Annotated in this window: 22 protein-coding genes; 15 read left to right on the forward strand and 7 right to left on the reverse strand. The window is 66.0% G+C overall.

Translation table 11 applies throughout. The features are described from left to right. Position 1: 1 nt before the first annotated feature. The 4 genes from JYA52_RS08845 to JYA52_RS08860 all read left to right on the forward strand — a co-directional run bounded on the left by JYA52_RS08845 (position 2) and on the right by JYA52_RS08860 (position 2639). Positions 2–304 (forward strand): hypothetical protein, encoded by a 303-nt coding sequence (locus JYA52_RS08845; protein ID WP_240460114.1) that lies wholly within the window; start codon positions 2–4, stop codon positions 302–304. Positions 305–307: 3 nt separating this feature from the next. Then, entirely contained in the window at positions 308–562 is a 255-nt protein-coding gene (locus JYA52_RS08850) for a PspC domain-containing protein (RefSeq protein WP_205652813.1), read from the forward strand. Positions 563–756: 194 nt separating this feature from the next. Further along, entirely contained in the window at positions 757–1782 is a 1026-nt protein-coding gene (locus tag JYA52_RS08855; protein ID WP_205652814.1) for a 6-phosphofructokinase, read from the forward strand. Positions 1783–1922: 140 nt separating this feature from the next. Next, a complete protein-coding gene (locus JYA52_RS08860) occupies positions 1923–2639 on the forward strand; it encodes a GNAT family N-acetyltransferase (protein WP_205652815.1) in 717 nt (238 codons plus the stop codon). 10 nt (positions 2640–2649) lie between these two features. Here JYA52_RS08860 and JYA52_RS08865 read toward each other — a convergent pair whose 3' ends face one another. The 6 genes from JYA52_RS08865 to JYA52_RS08890 all read right to left on the reverse strand — a co-directional run bounded on the left by JYA52_RS08865 (position 2650) and on the right by JYA52_RS08890 (position 8087). Then, positions 2650–4179, reverse strand: coding sequence for a DHA2 family efflux MFS transporter permease subunit (locus JYA52_RS08865; protein ID WP_205652816.1), 1530 nt, complete (start codon positions 4177–4179; stop codon positions 2650–2652). A 4-nt stretch (positions 4180–4183) separates the two neighbouring features. Beyond that, positions 4184–4606 (reverse strand): ankyrin repeat domain-containing protein, encoded by a 423-nt coding sequence (locus tag JYA52_RS08870; protein ID WP_205652817.1) that lies wholly within the window; start codon positions 4604–4606, stop codon positions 4184–4186. Beyond that, complete coding sequence (gene ygfZ, locus JYA52_RS08875) at positions 4603–5688, reverse strand: CAF17-like 4Fe-4S cluster assembly/insertion protein YgfZ (RefSeq protein WP_205652818.1); 1086 nt, start codon at positions 5686–5688, stop codon at positions 4603–4605. The genes JYA52_RS08870 and ygfZ overlap by 4 nt, the downstream gene beginning before the upstream one ends. A gap of 85 nt (positions 5689–5773) precedes the next feature. After that, on the reverse strand, positions 5774–6496 hold the full coding sequence (locus tag JYA52_RS08880; protein ID WP_205652819.1) for a flavodoxin family protein: 723 nt from the start codon (positions 6494–6496) through the stop codon (positions 5774–5776). Between the two features lie 12 nt (positions 6497–6508). Next, positions 6509–7138: a nitrobindin family protein gene (locus JYA52_RS08885; RefSeq protein WP_205652820.1), complete on the reverse strand. Its 630-nt coding sequence runs from the start codon at positions 7136–7138 to the stop codon at positions 6509–6511. 169 nt (positions 7139–7307) lie between these two features. Further along, positions 7308–8087: a permease gene (locus JYA52_RS08890; protein ID WP_240460115.1), complete on the reverse strand. Its 780-nt coding sequence runs from the start codon at positions 8085–8087 to the stop codon at positions 7308–7310. A 382-nt stretch (positions 8088–8469) separates the two neighbouring features. On the opposite strand from JYA52_RS08890, the gene JYA52_RS08895 reads away from it, so the two are divergent. The 11 genes from JYA52_RS08895 (at position 8470) to asd (ending at position 18860) form a co-directional block, all read left to right on the forward strand. Then, positions 8470–9171: a winged helix-turn-helix transcriptional regulator gene (locus tag JYA52_RS08895; protein WP_205652821.1), complete on the forward strand. Its 702-nt coding sequence runs from the start codon at positions 8470–8472 to the stop codon at positions 9169–9171. 235 nt (positions 9172–9406) lie between these two features. Next, positions 9407–10378, forward strand: coding sequence for a mycothiol synthase (gene mshD / locus JYA52_RS08900; protein WP_205652822.1), 972 nt, complete (start codon positions 9407–9409; stop codon positions 10376–10378). Between the two features lie 104 nt (positions 10379–10482). Then, positions 10483–12732, forward strand: a complete 2250-nt coding sequence (locus JYA52_RS08905; protein WP_205652823.1) for an RNA degradosome polyphosphate kinase — start codon at positions 10483–10485, stop codon at positions 12730–12732. A gap of 9 nt (positions 12733–12741) precedes the next feature. After that, entirely contained in the window at positions 12742–13713 is a 972-nt protein-coding gene (locus tag JYA52_RS08910) for an NUDIX hydrolase (protein ID WP_205652824.1), read from the forward strand. 49 nt (positions 13714–13762) lie between these two features. After that, complete coding sequence (locus JYA52_RS08915; RefSeq protein WP_205652825.1) at positions 13763–14566, forward strand: thymidylate synthase; 804 nt, start codon at positions 13763–13765, stop codon at positions 14564–14566. Continuing rightward, entirely contained in the window at positions 14563–15147 is a 585-nt protein-coding gene (locus JYA52_RS08920; RefSeq protein WP_205652826.1) for a dihydrofolate reductase, read from the forward strand. Before JYA52_RS08915 ends, JYA52_RS08920 begins: the two co-directional genes overlap by 4 nt. 5 nt (positions 15148–15152) lie before the next feature. Next, positions 15153–15371 carry an NF038396 family protein gene (locus JYA52_RS08925; protein ID WP_205652827.1) on the forward strand — a complete coding sequence of 73 codons (219 nt, stop codon included), beginning with the start codon at positions 15153–15155 and terminating at the stop codon, positions 15369–15371. A gap of 120 nt (positions 15372–15491) precedes the next feature. Next, positions 15492–16580 (forward strand): WXG100 family type VII secretion target, encoded by a 1089-nt coding sequence (locus tag JYA52_RS08930; RefSeq protein ID WP_205652828.1) that lies wholly within the window; start codon positions 15492–15494, stop codon positions 16578–16580. A gap of 9 nt (positions 16581–16589) precedes the next feature. Next, positions 16590–17237, forward strand: a complete 648-nt coding sequence (locus tag JYA52_RS08935; protein WP_205652829.1) for a hypothetical protein — start codon at positions 16590–16592, stop codon at positions 17235–17237. Beyond that, positions 17230–17631: a hypothetical protein gene (locus JYA52_RS08940; protein WP_205652830.1), complete on the forward strand. Its 402-nt coding sequence runs from the start codon at positions 17230–17232 to the stop codon at positions 17629–17631. Before JYA52_RS08935 ends, JYA52_RS08940 begins: the two co-directional genes overlap by 8 nt. Before the next feature lie 98 nt (positions 17632–17729). Next, a complete protein-coding gene (gene asd / locus JYA52_RS08945) occupies positions 17730–18860 on the forward strand; it encodes an aspartate-semialdehyde dehydrogenase (protein ID WP_205652831.1) in 1131 nt (376 codons plus the stop codon). 54 nt (positions 18861–18914) lie between these two features. Here asd and JYA52_RS08950 read toward each other — a convergent pair whose 3' ends face one another. Beyond that, positions 18915–19889, reverse strand: a complete 975-nt coding sequence (locus JYA52_RS08950; protein WP_205652832.1) for a type IV toxin-antitoxin system AbiEi family antitoxin domain-containing protein — start codon at positions 19887–19889, stop codon at positions 18915–18917. Positions 19890–20142: the final 253 nt, after the last annotated feature.

The following is a 20142-nucleotide window of genomic DNA, read 5'->3' on the forward strand; positions in this document are numbered from 1 at the left end:
CATGAGCAGCTTCGACCCCGCACCGGAATCCTCCTCCACGCCGGACACCTCCAAGGCTCCGGATCCGCTGAAGACCTTGTCCGGCGAGCCAGCCCCGGCCTCGGCACGCGTCGGGACCATCGTCTGGGGGCTCGTGGTCCTCGCGCTGGCCGTCCTGATCATCATCTCCCAGCTGGGAATCGTGGTCCTGAACGGCACGTACGTCCTGATCGGCCTCATGATCGGGGCCGGCGCCGCACTGGTCATCGGCGGACTACTTTCCGCCCGCCGACGTGACAACGGCCCCACAACCGGGAAGGCTTGAGACATGGAAAAGTTCTACAGCATCGTCAGGGGCCTCGGCCTGAAACGCGGTCCGCAGCGCTGGCTCGGCGGAGTCTGCGGCGGGATCGCAGACAAGTTCAATGTGGACGTCGCCTACGTCCGGATCGGTTTTCTCATCTTCTGCCTCCTGCCCGGTCCGGCCGTGGTGTTTTACCTGGCGGCATGGCTGGTACTGCCGGACCAGAACAACGCCATCGCCCTGGAGTCCTTCCTCGAGAAGCGCGGCAACCGCCCCTGACGGGCGATTGCGGTTCTCCGGCCGGTGGCGGCCAAACGGGTTCAGTGCCCCTGCTCCACGGAGCAGGGGCATCCCTGCTTAAGAGGCTCGGCATGTAACCGTTTGTGTCCTTCCCCACACTGCCCACTAGACTCTATGTGAGCTCAGCGTGGCGCTCTGCCTGTATACCTTCAACCAGGATTTGAGCCGAAATAATGAAAATTGGAATCCTTACCAGCGGCGGCGACTGCCCCGGACTGAATGCCGTGATCCGCGGCGCGGTCCTGAAGGGCATCGCCATCCACGGCCACGAATTCGTGGGGTTCCTCGACGGATGGCGCGGCGTGGTCGAGGGAGACATCATCCCGATCCCCCGCACGCTGGTCCGGGGCATCGCCAAGCAGGGCGGCACCATCCTCGGCACCTCCCGCACCAACCCGTTCGAGAACGGCGGCGGACCGGACGTCATCAAGGCCCACATGGAACGGCTCGGCATTGATGCCATCATCGCCATCGGCGGCGAAGGCACCCTCGCGGCCGCCAAGCGGCTCACAGACGCAGGGCTGAAGATCGTGGGCGTCCCCAAGACCGTGGACAACGACCTGGACGCGACGGACTACACGTTCGGTTTCGACACCGCGGTCCAGATCGCCACCGAGGCCATCGACCGGCTGCGGACCACCGGCGAGTCGCACCACCGCTGCATGATCGCCGAGGTCATGGGCCGCCACGTTGGATGGATCGCATTGCACGCGGGCATGGCCTCCGGTGCACACGCCATTCTGATTCCGGAGCAGAAGGTCAGCATCGAGCAGATCACCAAATGGGTGAACGAGGCCCATGACCGTGGCCGTGCGCCGCTCGTGGTGGTTGCCGAGGGCTTCGTGCCGGAGCACATGGAGTCCCCGCACTCCGAACGCGGCCTGGACACCTTTGGCCGGCCCCGCCTGGGCGGCATCGCCGACCAGCTCGCGCCGGAGATCGAAGCCAGGACCGGCATCGAGACCCGCGCCACCATCCTGGGCCACATCCAGCGCGGCGGCGTTCCGTCTGCTTTCGACCGGGTGCTGGCCACCCGCCTGGGCATGGCCGCCGTCGACTCCGTGGTCGAAGGCCGCTGGGGCACCATGGTGTCACTGAACGGCACGGACATTGACCACGTGGGCTTCGAAGCGGCCCTCGGCAAGCTGAAGACCGTCCCGCAGCACCGCTACGACGAAGCCGCGGTCCTCTTCGGATAAGCCTGCCGCTTCGCCCCCGCGAACTGGCAGATAATGCCCTGTTTTTGCTTTTTTGAGGGCATTATCTGCCAGTTCGCGCTTTCTGGAGGGAGCCGTGTGGGACCGGGGCTCTTGGGCGCGCGGGTCGGTAGGCTGGAGGCATGACCCTTGAGTCCCATTCCGCCGCGATCATTCAGCTGGCCTGGGCACGCCGGCTGGGGCTCGACGACGGCGCCTTCGCCAGCGCTTTGGAAACCGGCGAGCGTATCACCAGGGCGGACGATTCGGCCCGCGCCGTGGAGTTCGTCCGCCTGTTCGGCAGCTCCGCACTCGTGGGCCCGCAGTGGGCACTGGACGCCGCCGCCGGAATCGCCGACGAGGAAATGGCGCAGCACGTAACCCTGCTGACCATCACACGGCAGCACGGCGGCCACGGCCAGGGCTCCGCCGCACTGTTCTTCGCCGACGACCTGCCACTGCTGCAGCCCTCCGGGGAGCTGACCGTCTCCCACGGAAACCCGGCGGCCATCGAACTCGAGGGCCTCTGCCCGCCGGACGACGTCAATGAAGTGGGGCTTTCGGACCTCGAAAACCGCTACACGATCCTGCACGAAGAGGATGGCCGCAGGGTGCCTGTGGCCTGCGGCGCGTACTCCGAGTGGGAAGGGATCCTGGCCCACATGGGCGTGCTCGTGGCACCCCGGTGGCGCCGCCGCGGAGTGGGGTCGCTGGCGGCGTCGGTCGCGGCCCACGAGGCCCTCGCGTCGGGGCTGACGCTGCAGTGGCGCAGCGACGTCAGCAACAAGGGGTCGCTGGCGATTGCGCGGAGCCTGGGCTTCGCCACGGGCGGCATCGAGACCAGCGTGCTGCTGGGCTGAGGCGGGGCGGCTAGGGCGCCTTGGCTGCTGCGCTTTCTGCATCCGCCGCCTGCTGCCCGGCCCAGCCGTGGACCGGGTTCGGCCGGGCGAAGAAGAGGGCCACCGCGGCGCCGAGCACGATCACGGCCGCAGGCAGCATGATCGACTGGCCCATCGCCGTCGAGAATCCCTGGTGCAGCGCCTCGGGAAGCAGGCCCCCGAAGCTGACTGCCTCTCCGGCCGGCCCGCCCGCGCCGGGTTCCCCCGGCGCGCCGGCGGCCGGAAGCTCCGCCGCGAGCCGGGCCTGCATTAGGACGGCTATGGCCGCGCTGCCGAGGACGGCGCCGATCTGCCGGGTGGTGTTGTACACGCCGGCCCCGGCCCCCGCCTGCCGCGGCGGCAGGTTGCGGGTGGCCGTGGAACTCAGCGGAGCCCAGATGCCCGCGTTCGCGAAGCCAAGCAGGGCACTCGGCAGCAGGAACAGCCACACGGGGGTGTCCGGATGCATGAGGGCCGAGTTCCAGAACAGCGCCACGGCCATGAGCAGCAGCCCGGCGGAGGTGAGGTACTTCGGGTTCACCCGGTCGATGATCCTGCCGACCACCGGGGCGAGGCCGCCGGAAATCAGCGCCATCGGCACCATCATCAGAGCCGACTGCGTGGGCGTCATGCCACGCACCATCTGGTAGTAGAAGACCAGCGGCAGGCCGAACGCCGTGACGGTGAAGCCGACCGTGGTGATCCCGATGTTGGCGAGCGAGAAATTGCGGTCCCTAAAGAGGCCCAGCGGCAGGAGCGGTTCGCCTTTGTTGACGGCCTGCCAGCCGACGAAAAGCGCCAGCACCACGATTCCGCTGATGATCAGTCCCCAGACCGTCACGGGTCCGGAAATGGTCCCCCAGTTGTAGGTCTCGCCCTCCTGGATGCCGAACACCAGCAGGAAAAGCCCGACGGCGCTGAGCACCACGCCGGGGACGTCGAACCTGTGCGGATGGGTGGTCAGGGACGGCACGAAACGCCAGGCGAGGACGAACCCCACGATCCCGATGGGGACATTGATGAAGAAGATCCACTCCCAGCCCAGCCCGTCCACCAGCAGGCCACCGAGGATCGGACCCACCAGCGTTGCCATGCCGGCGGTGGCACCCCACAGTCCCATGGCCGCTCCACGCCGGTCCGGCGGAAAGATCCGGGTGATCACGGCCATGGTCTGCGGCGTCATGAGGGCGGCACCGAGGCCCTGAAGCACGCGGGCCGCGATCAGCATCTCGATACTGCCGGACAGCCCGCACCACAGCGAGGCCAAGGTGAAAACGACGAGTCCCGCCAGGTAGAGCCGCTTGGGTCCGAAGCGGTCACCCAGCCTTCCGGTGATGAGCAGCGGCACGGCATACGCCAGCAGGTAGGCGCTCGTCACCCAGATGACGGCATTGATGTCCGTCTCCAGCCCCGCCATGATCCTCGGATTGGCCACGGACACAATGGTGGTGTCGATCAGGATCATGAAGAAGCCGATGACCATCGACCAGAGGGCAGGCCACGGCCTGCTGACGTTTTCCAAGGACTTAGCCCAGCAGGTCCTGGATGTCCCGGCGGGCGAACATCTCGGCGGCGGCGCGCGCCGAGGGGGTTCCGGCGTCGGGATCGGCGCCGGCGTCGAGCAGCACCCGGGCAACGTCCGTGTAGCCCTTGAAGACCGCGCCCGCCAGGGGCGTCTGTCCGCGCCCGTTGGCCTGGTTCACGTCGCCGCCGTGGTACAGGACCAGCTGAACGGTCTCGGCATGGCCGTGATAGGCGGCGAGCATGAGCAGCGAGTCCCCGGCGGAGTTGGTGAGCGTCGCCGGGGCACCGGCGTTGAGGTAGCTGCGGAGCATCTCCGTTTCCCCGTTGCGTGCGGCATCGAAGAGCCGGTGCGCCAGTTCGAGCGTCTCTTCGTCCATCCCGGCAGCGGTGCCGCCCGCGGCGTTCGGGTCGGTCTGGTCTGTCATTTGTGGGTCCCCCTCAGGAATCCGGTCTGCCGGCCAACCACCTGCCCGGCGTCGGGAGCCACGATCACTTCCTGCGCGGCTGTGTACGGCTCTTCACCGTCCATGACTGTCAGTATTTCATCCGGCCCGACAGAACGCTTTATGACCGCCAGCGCGATGGGACCCATCTCGTAGTGCTGGGCCACGGAGGTGACGGTTCCCACCTTGCGCTCCCCCAGCAGCACGGGGCTCCCGGCTTCCGGCATGGTGTGCTGGGAGCCGTCGAGCTGCAGGAACACGAGCCGGCGCGGCGGATGGCCCAGGTTGTGTACGCGTGCGATGGTCTCCTGGCCCTTGTAGCAGCCCTTGGCCAGGTGGACGGCGGTCCGGAGCAGGTCCAGCTCATGCGGGATGGTCTTGTCGTCCGTTTCGGCGCCGAGCCGGGGCCGCCAGGCCGCCACGCGGAGCGCTTCGGCTGCCGAGACGCCGGCCAGCGGCCGGTCCGCCACTGTTGCTTCGAGCTCCGCGGCCGGGACCAGGTATTCGAACCAGGGACGCTCGGCGCCGGGGTGGGCGTCCTCGCCCACCACCGAATATGCGTACCCGCCGGCGGCGACGTGCGGCCAGGGGTCCTGCCAGACCTTCAAGGCGGACCACTCCGGGACGGCCCTGGTGGATCCGATCACGGCCCAGTCCTCCGAGACGTCTGCGATTTCCACGCGCAGCATGAACTTCATCCTGTTCAGCCACTCCGCCAGCGGGGCGGCCTCCGCGGCTTCCACAATCAGCCACGTGGTCCCGCCGTCGTCCACTACCCGGGCGTCGAATTCAATGCGGCCCTGCACGCTCAGCAGCAGCAGTTCGCTGGATTCGCCGGGCTGCAAGTTGGTGACCTGCTGGGAGGACAGCGTATTGAGCCAGCTCAGGCGGTCGGGCCCGCTGACGGTCACCACGCCGCGGTGGGAAAGGTCGACGACGGCGGTGCCCGCGGCGAGCGCGCGCTGCTCCCGCAGCGGCTCACCGTAATGGGACGCGACGCCGGCATCGGCGCCGGCCGCTTCGACGGCGCCAGGGCGCGACAACAGAGGGCTCTTGATAGTCATATGAAGGGAACGTCCTTGGCTTGGCGGGTATTCCGGTGCAGCGAGTCCGCGCACCGGTTCTGTCATGCCCGGCTTCCCGGACAGCTCAGCGGTATTCCGGGTTTTCGAAACCGAACTTGGATCCGGCCTTCCATTCTTCCGGAAGGTTGCCGTACGCGGGAATCCCGCCGGCATCCTTGAGCATCCTGGCCAGATGCAGGAGATTCCACGTCATGAAGGTGGTGTTTCTGTTGGTAAAGTCACTCTCCGGTCCGCCAGATCCCTCATCGAGATAGCTGGGGCCCGGGCCAACGGGCCCGATCCAGCCGGCGTCCGCCTGCGGCGGAATGGTGAACCCGATGTGCTGCAGGCTGTAGAGGACATTCATGGAGCAGTGCTTGATGCCGTCCTCGTTCCCGGTGATCAGGCAGCCGCCCACCTTCGGGTAGAACGCCCACTGGCCCTTGGCATTGAGCTCCCCGGAGTGTGCGTAGAGACGCTCGATGAGCTTCTTGGTCTGGGACGAGTTGTCTCCGAGCCAGATGGGCCCGGCGACAACCACGATGTCGGCCTCCTGCACCGCAGGATACAGCTCGGGCCATTCATCGGTCTCCCAGCCGTACTCCCGCATGTCGGGGTAGACGCCGCTGGCGATGTCATGGTCCACGGTCCGGATGACGCGGGTGGCCACACCCTGCTTTTCCATGATGAGGCGGCTGAGTCGGATCAGCCCCTCGGTGTTGCTCTTTTGTGGAGAGCGTTTGAGGGTGCCGTTGAAGAACAGCGCCTTGAGGTCGCTGTAGTCAGCGGGGACTGGGGCTTCATCCATGGGCGGGTGCTTTCAGGAGACGCGTTTCAGGAACGCGGAGGCGTGCGCTTCCAGGCCGTTGCCCGGGGCAGACGACGAGGCCGTGGACGCACCGCCTGCGGCCACATCCCACCGCCACAGCAGGTTCCCGTCCACCAGCCCGAAGATCCGGGTGGCGGCGCTGTAGTCCTTGGAGTGGCTGCCCCGCATCACCATGTCGGTGCTCAGCTGGATCTGCGGCCCCTTGATCTGGCCGTAGTACAGCTCGGAAATCCCGCCCGGATGCGAGATGGATACCGAAATGTCGAACCCGCCGTCCTTGTTCCGCAGTGCCTCCACCTCGTCGGCGCTCTTCAGCGCCGGCACGATATCGGCGGGAATAAGGCCGGGACCGCCGTCGGCATCCAGCTGTTTGCGCTCGAGTGCCCAAAAACCGGTCTCGACCGTGAGGGGCCGGAGCTTGGTGCCGTCCTCGTCGGTCAGCCAGCTTTCCGCGCGGTACTGCAGGTACGGCAGCCCGTTGTGGGTGAACGAAACGTGCTGCAGGAAGTGCTCAGATTCTTCGTCGCCGGATCCAAGCCGTCCGCGGCCCTCCCACTCACCAATGAGCCAGGACAGCGGGACCAGTTCGGGAGTCAGGTCCGTGGGTATCTCAATAGGCACAGCTGTTACCTCGTGAAGCAGCTATCAGGGAAGCGGTTCTACTTCTGGCCCTTGAACAGCCGATAGACCACAAAGCCGGCAAACCAGGCCATGGAAACGCTGGCGAGGCCGAGCAGGACAAGGAAGAAAATTTCATATGCAAGTACGGACATGGTGCCATCCTAACGCGTCAGAAGATGAGTAGTTTGTCTATGAAGTAAGCAAGTGAACCAACCGCCGAAACAGGCGCCAGCCCCATCCCCAGGGCGGCCGGAAAGTTCAGGGGGGTACCGCGCAACGTCACGAGCCGCCGGAAGCTGACCAGCACCGCCCCCACTACGACGCCGAAAACCGCGGCGGGCAGCACGGCAACGTCCGAGAGCACGAGCCCGGCCAGCGGTCCGGCAAGTCCGGCCAGGATGGTTCCCAACGGGGCGACGATGCTGTCGGGCCAGCGGATCAGGCCGGCCAGCAGGGCAACGGCAGCGCTCACCCCGGCCACGAGCATCATTTCCTTGACGCCGTTGAACCGGGCCCCGGCGATCCACCCTGCGCCCAGGCAGGACAGGAGGACGCCCACGCAGCAGCCCAGGGTTGATTCCAGCCGCTGCGCCTGGCCCGTCCCGCGCACGAGCTGGACGAGGAACACGGAGATGACGCCCAAGGCGATGAATCCGGGCGTCCAGTCCAGGTAGCCGGGCGCGGGAACGGTGGCCGCAGCCACGGCCGAACCGGCACCCGAAAGACCGATCACGGCCGCCAGTGTCTTCTTGGCCGGTATGCCGAGGTAGTGCGGCCAGCCCACGCCAACGGTCAGGGCAATGAGCACCGCCACAGCCAGAAGGACATCCGAAGTCCGGTAAATACTGGCGATGATGACGGCCAGGCCCGCCAGGCCGATGACCCCGATGCTCCAGGACTCCACGGCGGCCCCGGAAGGCGCGGCGGCGCTCACCTCAGGCGCGGCCATGGCGTACTCCTCTTTGACTCTGCACTCAAGTTCGCTGCGTCCTCATCTGCCTGTGCCCTTGACGGGCTGTCCCGTTGGCGGCCTGTGTCTTTAGCGGCCTGGTCTTTAGCGGCCTGTGCCTTTGGCGGGCAGGGCTGGCGCCCTGACGGTTCAATCCTGCCCTATATGACTGCCGTATGTCGCAAATGAGGCGCGTTGCCGGCCCGATTCAGTGCCTGCCGGAGAGCCGTTGGGTATACTCAAAGCTCAGCTACGCTTCCCGCAGGGGGAATGGAGACACTGGCCCGCCAGGGTGTCCGAGCTTCTTGCGGCAGCACAGTACCAACCGGTGAAAGCCCGGTTCAGTCGCCCAATGATGCGCGGACGGCCCCTTGGAGGAACAATGTCGCACATCCTGTTACTGACCAACAGCACCGGATCCTCGGTGGACATTTTGCCTGCCTTGGAGCTCCTGAACCACCGGGTTCACATCCTCCCGGCGGAACCGACTGCCCTGCTGGAAACGGACCCCTGCGACATCGTCCTGCTGGACGCCCGCAAAGACCTCGTCGGGGCCCGGTCCCTCACTCAGCTCCTTAAGGCAACAGGCCTCAGCGCACCGCTGGTGCTGATCCTCACCGAAGGCGGCATGGCAGCCGTGTCGTCCGCCTGGGCGGTTGATGACATCGTCCTGGATTCCGCGGGTCCGGCCGAGGTGGAGGCCAGGATCCGCCTCTCAGTGGCGCGGGCCGTGCCGGACGCGGAGGACACTCCGTCCGAGATCCGTGCCGCCGGCGTCGTCATCGACGAGGCGAGCTACACGGCGCGCGTCAACGGCGCGGCGCTTAACCTGACGTTCAAGGAATTCGAGCTCCTGAAGTACCTCGCGCAGCACCCCGGCCGCGTGTTCACGCGCCAGCAGTTGCTCACCGAGGTGTGGGGCTACGACTACTACGGCGGCACGCGCACGGTCGACGTTCACGTCCGGCGGCTGCGCGCCAAGCTCGGCGCCGACCACGAGAACCTGATCAGCACCGTCCGCAACGTCGGGTACCGGCTCACGCTGGTGCGCCAGCAGGAGGACGAGGAACTCGCCGAGGCCTGACCGGCCCACCATTTCATGCAACATCCCAAGCAAACACAAAGGCCCGGACTCTTTCGAGTCCGGGCCTTTTGCCTTGCTTCAGTGGAGGACATACGGGTCGAACGTATCGAGGCCACCCCAGTGGTGGATCCCCCTCACATTCAGCTCCAGAAGCCGAACGAGATATCGACTATACCGGGCCATCCCGGCGGCTCCAAATCGGACACCTGGCGTCAGTGCGTATAGCCTTGACAGCATGAGTCTCGCCCATCCGGAGAACTGGCCCGTCACCGTCGTCAAGGGCGGTGTGGACGAACAGCTGCTGCGTGACATCAGGACCCTGCTGTCAGCGGCAGAGGAGTCGGACGGCAACCCTTCGATCTCGGAACAGACACTGGTCACGCTGCGCGCCGCGGACGCCGGCCCCCACTCGCTGCTGACCCTTGCCCTCTACGCGCCGGATGAGGATTCCGATCCTGCCACGGCCCAGGACCTGGCGGGGTTCGCCGTCGTGGTCGAGGAGGAGGACGCCAGCGGGGTCCTGGAAATCGCCGTGCACCCGAGCTACCGGAACCAGGGCGTGGCGGACCGGCTCGTGAGCACGCTGAAGTCCGTCCGCGGATTCGACGGGCTGAAGGCCTGGTCCCACGGCAACCATGAAGCTGCCGCGGAGCTGGCCTCCCGCTACGGCTTCGGCCCCGTCCGGGAACTGTGGAAGATGCGGCTCGCCACAGCGGCCGCCGAACTGCCCGACGTCGGCCTTCCGGACGGTGTGGTGCTCCGCGCCTTCGTGCCGGGCAGGGACGAGGACGCCTGGCTGGCGGCCAACCGCGCGGCGTTCGCCCACCACCCGGAACAGGGTTCCATGAGCAGGGCAGACCTTGACGCGCGGATGGCGGAGCCGTGGTTCGATCCGGCAGGCTTCCTGCTGGCCGAGGACGGGAAGGGGCGGTTGCTCGGCTTCCACTGGACCAAGGTGCACCCGCGGCACGGCGACCACCCCGCGATCGGCGAGGTCTACGCGGTGGGCGTGGCGCCCGCCGCCCAGGGCATGGGCCTGGGCAAGGCGCTGACAGTCGCAGGCATCCGGCACCTCCAGAAGCAGGGCCTGCACGCCGTCATGCTTTACGTGGATGCGGACAATGCTCCGGCCGTCGCGCTGTACCGCCGCCTGGGTTTCACCCGGTGGGATGTGGACGTCATGTACGGCCCCTTGGACGGGCATTAATCCAATCATTCGGCGCTGACCCAGGTCCGGCCGAAATCTGCGGGTCCCGCGGGGGCGGATGATTGTAAGGTTGAAGCTAAATCCCCCAGCACCAAGGAGAGAGCATGCAACCGGAATCCGCCGGATCAGCCACGACCGAAATCAAGGCGGCCCCCGTGCGTGCCCGTTTCGGCTCCTCCGAAGTGCCCGCGTCCCGCGCCACGCAGGACCGCATCGACATCCCGGAATTCGCCGCCATCCTGGAACCCGAAGGCGAAATCAGCCCGGACCGGTTCCTGGACCGGGAACTGAGCTGGCTTGCCTTCAACGCCCGGGTCCTTGAACTGGCCGAAGACCCCAACCTCTACCTGCTCGAGCGGGTCAGCTTCCTGTCGATCTTCGCCTCCAACCTCGACGAGTTCTTCATGGTCCGGGTGGCCGGCCTGAAGCGACGGATCGCCACCGGACTCGCGGTGCCATCCCCCGCCGGGCTCAGCCCCGTCCAGGTCCTCGAGCAGATCGGCGACGCGGCGCACAGGCTGCAGGAACGCCACGCCAAGGTCTACGCCGAGCAGATCCGGCCCGCGCTGGCGTATGAGCACATCCACCTCATGCACTGGGACGAGCTCGACGACGAAGCCAAGCACCGCCTCAGCGTCATGTTCGCGGAAAAGGTCTTCCCCATCCTCACGCCGCTGGCGGTGGATCCTGCCCACCCCTTCCCCTACATTTCGGGGCTCTCCCTCAATCTGGCCGTGGTGGTCCGCAACCCTGTCAGCGACAAGGAGCTGTTCGCACGTGTCAAGGTGCCGGACCAGCTGCCGCGGCTGATCTCCATCGACGGCCCCCGCGCAGGGTCCGTGCCGGGGCGCGTTGCCCGGTTCATCGCCCTCGAGGAAGTCATTGCCGTCCACCTCGACCAGCTCTTCGCCGGCATGGAGGTCCTGGAGCACCACACCTTCCGCGTCACGCGCAACGAGGACGTGGAAGTGGAAGAAGACGACGCCGAGAACCTCCTGCAGGCCCTCGAGAAGGAACTCCTGCGCCGGCGGTTTGGCCCTCCCGTCCGCCTCGAAGTTACCCACGACATCAACCCCAACATCCGGGCCCTGCTGATCCGGGAGCTGGGAGTGGAGGAATCCGAGGTCTACTCGGTACCCGCCCCGCTGGACCTCCGCGGGCTGTCCGTCATTGCGGGGATTGACCGGGCAGACCTGCACTACCCGAAGCACGTGCCGCACACGTCCCGCTACCTGAACGAATCCGAAACGTCCAAGGCGGCGAACGTCTTCGCAGCCATGCGCCGTCGCGACATCCTGCTGCACCACCCGTATGACTCCTTCTCCACCTCGGTGCAGGCGTTCCTGGAGCAGGCGGCCGCCGACCCCAAGGTGCAGGCCATCAAGCAGACCCTGTACCGCACCTCCGGCGACTCGCCCATCGTGGATGCCCTTATCGATGCCGCAGAAGCAGGCAAGCAGGTGCTGGCCCTGGTGGAGATCAAGGCCCGTTTTGATGAACAGGCCAACATCTCCTGGGCGCGCAAGCTCGAACAGGCCGGCGTGCATGTGGTGTACGGCATCGTGGGCCTGAAGACGCACTGCAAGCTGTCGCTGGTGGTCCGCCAGGAGGTGGACGGGCTGCGCCGCTACTGCCATATCGGAACGGGCAACTACCACCCACGGACGGCACGCTACTACGAGGACCTTGGCCTCCTGACCGCCAACGAGCAGGTGGGCGAAGACCTGTCCAAGCTCTTCAACCAGCTCTCCGGCTACGCCCCGAAGTCAACGTTCAAACGGCTCCTCGTGGCACCGCGCTCGGTGCGCTCCGGCCTCATCGACAGGATCGAGACCGAGATCCGCAACGCCCGCGCAGGAATTCCGGCCCGCGTGCAGATCAAGGTCAACTCCATGGTGGACGAGGCCATCATCGACTCCCTGTACAGGGCATCCCAGGCAGGCGTGAAGGTCGACGTCATTGTGCGCGGTATTTGCTCGCTCCGGCCGGGTATCCCCGGGCTGAGCGAGAACATCACGGTGCGTTCCGTCCTGGGCCGTTTCCTCGAGCATTCACGCGTCTTCGCCTTCGCCAACGGGAGTGATCCCGTGGTTTACATCGGATCGGCCGACATGATGCACCGCAACCTGGACCGCCGCGTTGAGGCGCTCGTCCAGCTCTCCGGCGGCGAGGACACCACGTATGTCCTGGACATGCTGCGCCGCTACATGGACCCCGAAACGGCAAGCTGGCACCTGGACAGCAGCGGGGACTGGACCCGGCACCACCTTGACGAGGACGGCAGGGAACTCGACGACGTCCAGTCCTGGCTCCTGGCCTCCCGGTCCCGCCAACGCGCCGTTGCCCGGCGGTAGGACCCGGGTTTGAAGAGCGATTCACCGGTAGCCGACCAGACTGACCACCCCGGCGAGCCCATTGCCGTTACCGCGGCCGGCGCCATCCCGTGGCGCGTCAAGAACGAACAGCTGGAAGTCCTGCTGATCCACCGGCCCAGGTACGACGACTGGTCGTGGCCGAAAGGCAAGCTCGACGCCGGCGAGACAGTCCCCGAGTGTGCCGTCCGGGAAGTCGAGGAGGAGATCGGGCTGCAGGCCCCGCTGGGCATTCCGCTCCCGCCGATCCACTATCACGTGAGCGCAGGACTGAAGGTGGTCCATTACTGGGCGGTGGAAGTCGTCAACGGAGCCCACCTCCTCCCTGACGGCAAGGAGGTGGACAGCGTCATGTGGTGCAGCCCCGAGAGGGCGGCGTCCCTGCTGTCCAATCCAACCGACGTTGTGCCCCTTGAGTTCCTGGCCGCTGCGCATGCGAGGAAAGAGCTGCACACCTGGCCGCTGGTCATCGTCCGCCACGCCAAGGCCAAGCCGCGGTCCTCCTGGACCAAGGCGGAAGGCGAACGTCCCCTCGCTGCCACGGGCGTCCGGCAGGCCCAGGCCGTCCGCAGGCTCCTGCGGGCCTGGAAGCCGATGCGTGTGGTCAGCAGCCCGTGGCGGCGGTGCGTCTCCACCATCGCGCCCTATGCCAAGGCCTACGACGCGAAGGTGAAGCTCGTGGACGCCCTGACCGAGCACCGGCACGCGCGGAACCCGAAGAAGACGGCGGCGGCCGTTGAGGCGCTGTTCGACAAGCAGCGGGCCGTGGTGCTGTGCACGCACCGTCCGGCGCTGCCCACCGTCCTGAAGCAGCTCAGTGACTCCATGAGCGCAAGGCTGAAGGGCGTGCTCCCCGTGGCCGACCCGTATCTGGCACCCGGGGAAATGATCATCTGCCACGTCGCCCACGGCAGCAAAAGCAAGATCGTCGCAGTGGAACAGTTCAAGCCGTTCGACGACTGAGGCGGATGCCCTCCCGGGCGGCAGGCCGCCACTCCACTAGACTGGACGGGTGAGCACCCCAACGCCCTATGAAGACCTCCTGCGCGATGTCATGGCCCATGGCACGCACAAATCCGACCGCACCGGAACGGGCACGAGCAGCGTGTTCGGGCGCCAGATGCGCTTTGACCTGAGCAAAAGCTTTCCGCTCATCACCACCAAGCGTGTGCATTTCAAGTCAGTGGCCATCGAGCTGCTGTGGTTTCTGCGCGGCGACACAAACGTCAAGTGGATGCAGGACCAGGGCGTCACCATCTGGAACGAGTGGGCAGATGCCGACGGCGAACTCGGCCCCGTCTACGGCGTCCAGTGGCGCAGCTGGCCCACACCCGATGGCGGGCACATCGACCAGATCGCGGAGCTCGTCGAAAACCTGAAGGCGAACCCCGATTCCCGCCGGCACATCGTCTCGGCCTGGAACGTGGCGGAACTCAAGGATATGGCCCTCCCGCCGTGCCACGCCTTCTTCCAGTTCTATGTGGCCGACGGCAAGCTGTCATGCCAGCTGTACCAGCGTTCGGCGGACATGTTCCTGGGCGTGCCGTTCAACATCGCCTCCTACGCGCTGTTGACGTGCATGCTGGCCCAGCAAACCGGGCTGGAACCCGGTGAGTTCGTCTGGACCGGCGGCGACGTCCATATCTACGACAACCACATGGACCAGGTCCTGAAGCAGCTGGACCGTGAGCCCTACGAGTATCCGCAGCTGAAGATCACCCGCAAGCCGGCCTCGATTTTCGACTACACGCTGGATGACTTCGAAGTGCTCGGCTACCGCCACCACCCCACGATTAAGGCACCGATCGCCGTATGAGCACCGAGGAGACCATGGATCCGCAGGCCTTCAGCGACGACATCGCTGCGAACACCACCGGGATCGGGCTGGTCTGGGCGCAAACCACGTCCGGCGTCATCGGCAGGGACGGCGACATGCCGTGGCACCTGCCGGAGGACCTGAAGCACTTCACCAAGGTGACCAGCGGGCATCCGGTCATCATGGGCCGCAAAACGTGGCTGTCATTCCCGGAAAAGTACCGGCCGCTTCCCAACCGGACCAACATCGTCATAACCCGGCAGGAAGACTGGGCCGGGACGCCCGAGGCGGAGGGCGCCGTCGTCGTTAAATCCCTTGACGATGCGCTCCTGGAGTCGCAGTTCGCGCCGGGCTGCGAGACGATCTGGATCCTGGGCGGCGGCGAGATTTTCAGCCAGTCCGTGGACCTCGCCAACATTGCCGTGGTCACCACGATCGATGTGGAGGCCGACGGCGACACCCACGCGCCCCAGCTTGGCGCCGCGTGGACTGCCGAGGACTCCGTGCCCCGCGAAGGCTGGCTGACGGCGGCCAACGGCACACGCTACCGGTTCACTAAATGGAACCGCAGAGAAGGTTAGACACAATGCTCAAGAAACCCGAAACACTCTTTGTGCTCGGCTACATGCTCCTGCCGCTGCTGGCCCTGCTGTCAGCAATCGTCGGCCTGACCATGATCCTCGGCGGAAACAAGATCGCCGGCATCATCGTGCTGGTCGTGGTCACCCAGGCGTTTGCCTTCGGGGCCTTCTTTGCACTCCGCGCCCGCAAGAATGCCGTGCTGGAAGAGACCGACCGGCAGTAGGCCACCGCGATGGGGAGGGCTGCCCATCGCGACGCCGGCGCGCGGCAACTACAGTGTTGGCAGGACTCAGCAGCAACCGTTCAGACACAGAACGCTCAAACTTTGGGGGATGATGCCACAGTGGCAGGCAACTTGTGGGGCGCGGATGTGGCGCAACTCCGCACACTCGCACAGCAGTTCGGAAAGGTCTCCGACAACCTGCTGCAGACGTCATCACACCTGACCAACCAGATCAACAGCACGCCGTCGTGGAAGGGCACTGACGCCAGCCAGTTCCGCTCAACCTGGAATACCGAACACCGGGCCCTTATCCAGCAGACGGCACGCGCCCTCAAACACGAGTCAAAAAGGCTGCTGGACAACGCCAACGAGCAGGAGAAGGCCAGCGACGCGGCTCCCGGGTCCGGGGGCGGGCCGGGCACTCTCAGCGATCCCGGCGGGACCCTGGCGGGGGTGGTGGGTGGCGTGCTGCTTGGCGGCCTCGGGGCGCTCAGAACCGGCCTGACCATCCAGAAGTACCTTAAAGCTCCGCTTACCCTGGCCAAGCACGTGGGACAGTACGGCTGGGTGCTGAAGAACCAGCGGGCGGACTTGGCTCAGGCGTTACTGACGAAGGGCCGGCACCGGCTCGGCGGCCCCGTTTTTGATGGCCGGAACCTGTTGCAGACCACCAAGGGGAATACCGCCCTCGAGGGCCTCCTGAGGAACTCGAACGCAAACCGCGGCATCGGCATCATCGACAAGGCAACGGACATTGCCTCGCTGAAGAACCTCCATCAGTACAAGGGGCTTTCCAGGCTCGCCCCGTTGCTGGAGGAGAAGCCATGGATCGGTAAGAACACCAAGCTCGAATGGCTGGGCAAGGGCGGCCTCGCCCGCGGGCTGGGCTGGGCCGGCGTCGGCTTCAGCGCCGTTGACTCGGTCAACAGCTTCGCCAACGGCGATATCAAGGGTGGGGTGGGCAGCGCGCTCAAGGCTGGCCTGGGAGTGGGCTGCTTCCTGCCGCCACCCGCCGGTACGGTCTGCCAGGTTGCCAGTGTTGGAGTGCTCGTCTACGAAAACTGGGACACCATCAGCAGTGTCGGAAAGAACATTGGCGAAGGCGTAGCCAACGCTGTGAAGGATCCCGGAAAGTTTGTCAGCGACACCGCGGACAAGCTCAGCGACGGCGTCAAGTCCGTGGGCAATTTCCTTGGAATCGGCGATTAGGAGACAGGCATGACCGTTCAGGACCAAACCCAGGTGGAGCCGCGGCTCGGCGTCGATGTCATCGGCTTCGGCGTGGGCGAGTTCGCGTATCTGCTCAACGTGTTCGAGGGCCCGGCCCGGGACCGCTCCGTCAGCGTCTTTCGCGCGGAGGAAATGGTCGACGACGTCACCCTGTCCACGGCAGGTGCCTCCTCGCTGTTGGCGCGGGACCTGGCCACTGTCGATGATGACGGCGAGCTCGGCGTGAAAGGCGTCGCCGCTGCCGTCGCCACAGCACTGGGCCAGGCCACCCGCTGGACTGAGATTTCCCTGCTGACTGGCGACAGCATGGACAACGTGGCCTTTATCGAAGCGCCCGATGTGGCCATCATGCTCCAGCCACGCCTGCTCGGAACATGGTTCGTGTTCGCCAAGGACCCCTCCCTGTCCTCGGCGGAAGCCATCCTGCGCATCGTCCAGCAGCACGTCTCAGAGAATCCCGCAGGCTCGGCCTATCTCGTGTTCAAGACCGTGGACTCCGAGCAGCACCTTCTGGTCCGGCGCGAAGAGGGCTCCTGGACCACAGGCATCCCGGACTTCGACAAGGACGAGGTCGCCGAGACTCCACGCCTTGACGACGCCGGCCTGCTGGCTGCGTTTGAGGATGCCCGTGGCTAGGCGCAGCGAAGGGGTCCCCCAGGACCCGGGCTACGTACCGTCTGCGCCCTCTGACGATCAGCTGATCCACCGTCACGCCGAGAACGGCGAGATCGTGGGCTACACGCCCGCCGAGTACGGCGTGCGCAAGGACGATGGCCTGAGCGTGGTGAAGCCCGTGAACAGCTCGGCCGGGTTGCTGGTCCTTGCTGTCCTGATCAGCCTGGCTTTTGGCGGCATGCTCTATGGGATTGTGCAAATGGCCCTCACCGACCAGTGGCATATTCTGGGGGAGATCTGGTGGATGTACCTGTTGATCCTCTTTCCCCTCTTTGCCGGCTGGTCCAGCTACTTCAAGGAACGCAGGGCCGAGAAGCTGCGCAAGTCCCGGAATCTGCCGCGGCCGGTGGAATAGCGCGCCCAACGACGCCCGGGCCAGGACCGCACCAGGCCGACGGGGCCGGAGTGACGTAACCGACTGCGCCCCGGCGCTCCAAAGTCTAAACTGGCCAAATGACTACAGCAGCTACCCCCTCCGTCGGCCTGGTCGGATGGCGCGGCATGGTCGGCTCTGTCCTGATGCAGCGCATGCAGGACGAGGGCGACTTCGCCAACATCAACCCGGTATTTTTCTCCACCTCAAACGCAGGAGGTGCCGCCCCCTCCTTTGCTGAAGGGGTAGGCAAGCTCGAGGACGCGTTCGACGTCGAGACGCTGGCCAAGCTGCCGATTATCGTCACCGCCCAGGGCGGCGACTACACCAAGCAGGTCCACGGCGAGCTGCGCAGCCGCGGCTGGGACGGCCTCTGGATTGACGCCGCCTCCACCCTGCGGATGAACGATGACTCCATCATCGTGCTGGACCCGATCAACCGCGACGTCATCGACAAGGGCCTGGCCAACGGCACCAAGGACTTCATCGGCGGCAACTGCACCGTGTCCTGCATGCTGATGGGCCTCGGCGGGCTCTTCAAGAACGGCCTCGTCGAGTGGGGCACCTCTATGACCTACCAGGCCGCCTCCGGCGGCGGCGCGCGGCACATGCGCGAGCTGCTCAGCCAGTTCGGCACGCTCAATGCCGAGGTCAGCACCGAACTGGACGACCCGGCGTCGGCCATCCTGGACATCGACCGCAAGGTCCTGGCCCACCAGCGCACCGACATCGACGCCACACAGTTCGGCGTGCCGCTGGCCGGTTCCCTGATCCCCTGGATCGACGCGGACCTGGGCAACGGCCAGTCCAAGGAAGAGTGGAAGGCCGGGGTGGAGACCAACAAGATCCTCGGCACCTCCAATGACAACCACGTCATCATGGACGGGCTGTGCATCCGGATCGGCGCCATGCGCTCCCACTCCCAGGCACTTACCCTCAAGCTGCGCGAGGACCTGTCCGTCGCCGAAATCGAAGACATCCTCGCCAAGGACAACGAGTGGGTGAAGGTGGTGCCCAACAGCAAGGAAGCCTCGATGGCCGACCTCACTCCCGTGGCGGCCTCAGGCACGCTGGACATCCCGGTGGGCCGTATCCGCAAGCTGGAGATGGGCCCGGAGTACATCAGCGCCTTCACGGTGGGCGACCAGCTGCTGTGGGGAGCTGCCGAACCGCTCCGGCGCATGCTGAACATCGCGACCGGGACGCTTTAGCCCCCCCGCGCACGAGCGGCCCCGCCCAGCATGACCGGCCCCGCCCAGGGCCGCTCATGCGGTGCGGGGCCGCTTTTGCATGTCAGCCCGGGCAAGTGTGGCCTGCAACCGGCGACGCAGCTCCATGGGTGCATCCAGATGCTGCCATTCGAGGCGCAGGAAAATCCAGCCTGCCTCGACCAGGGCGTTTTCGCGGGACCGCTCCGCCAGCAATACCTGGTCGGTGGGACCGTATTCTGCATACTTGGCCTTTCCGTCAAACTCGATAATCACGCGGCGGGCTGGATCGGCAAAGTCGGCCCTGAAGAGGCCAGATGTCGTTGGCAGTTCGTACTGGGGCTGGAAGCCGACGACACCGAAAGAACGCAGGAGCAGCCTGGTCCGGGTTTCGCCCGCTGACTCCGCGCGGCCGTCCAGCGAGTCCAGCACCGCAGCGGCGCGCCTGCTCCCCCGCTTGACCGGGCTGTCCTCAAGCATCCTCCGCATCGTGGCCAGATCAGCCCCCTTCCGCAGGGCGGCGTCGCCGACGACGGCGGCGGCATCGGGCCGAAGGATCCGTGCGCAGTCGATCACGGTCCGTTCCAGGGTGGTGACCTGAAAGTCCCGGCCCTCTGCGGTCTGCAGGATTTTGACCTCCGAGGCGTCAAGCGGGAGGCGGTGGGTCCTGACGTCGGGGCCCGTGCTCGTCGAAGAGTTCGCATAGCTCGTGGTGACATGCACGAGTGGCCCGCCGTTCCAGACCTGGCACGATTGCAGCCGGGCGGCGCTGGTGTGGCTGTAGCACGCGGCGCCTCCCGTGGATTCGTAGTGCGCGTGGATACGCAGGCTGTCCCGCTCCCAGGGCTTGGCCTGGTTCCACTGTGAACTCCGGACGTATGCTCCTCGACGGAGCCGCAGCAACACGCCGCCCCGCACGGCCGCGGTCAGTGCCCGTTCCTCCAAGCCCGCTGAGGCCAACTGCCGGGTCGAGGCGACGGGAGCCCCGGGCCAACGTGCCTCGATCATGAGGCGCAAATCCTCGTGTTTCATGGTCCAAGAGTGCACGCGTCTGTTCCAGCGTCGGAGAGACGTCGTCGCGTATGTGGACAAACGAGCCGGTCTGCCGGGATTGACCGGCCCTGGCCCGCACAAGCGTCGCTGCCCCCCTGTGTGTCAGGCTCTTGTGTGACAGGTTTCTGTCTATACCGGACGGGGCACTCGGGGCGGGGAAGGTCTTTGATGGATTTTGTTATTCCTGTCCGCCATTCCAATCGTCGCTTCACTGTTGACGAGAAAAACGCGA

The organism is Arthrobacter pascens (assembly GCF_017052465.1).
Lineage (GTDB): Bacteria > Actinomycetota > Actinomycetes > Actinomycetales > Micrococcaceae > Arthrobacter > Arthrobacter pascens.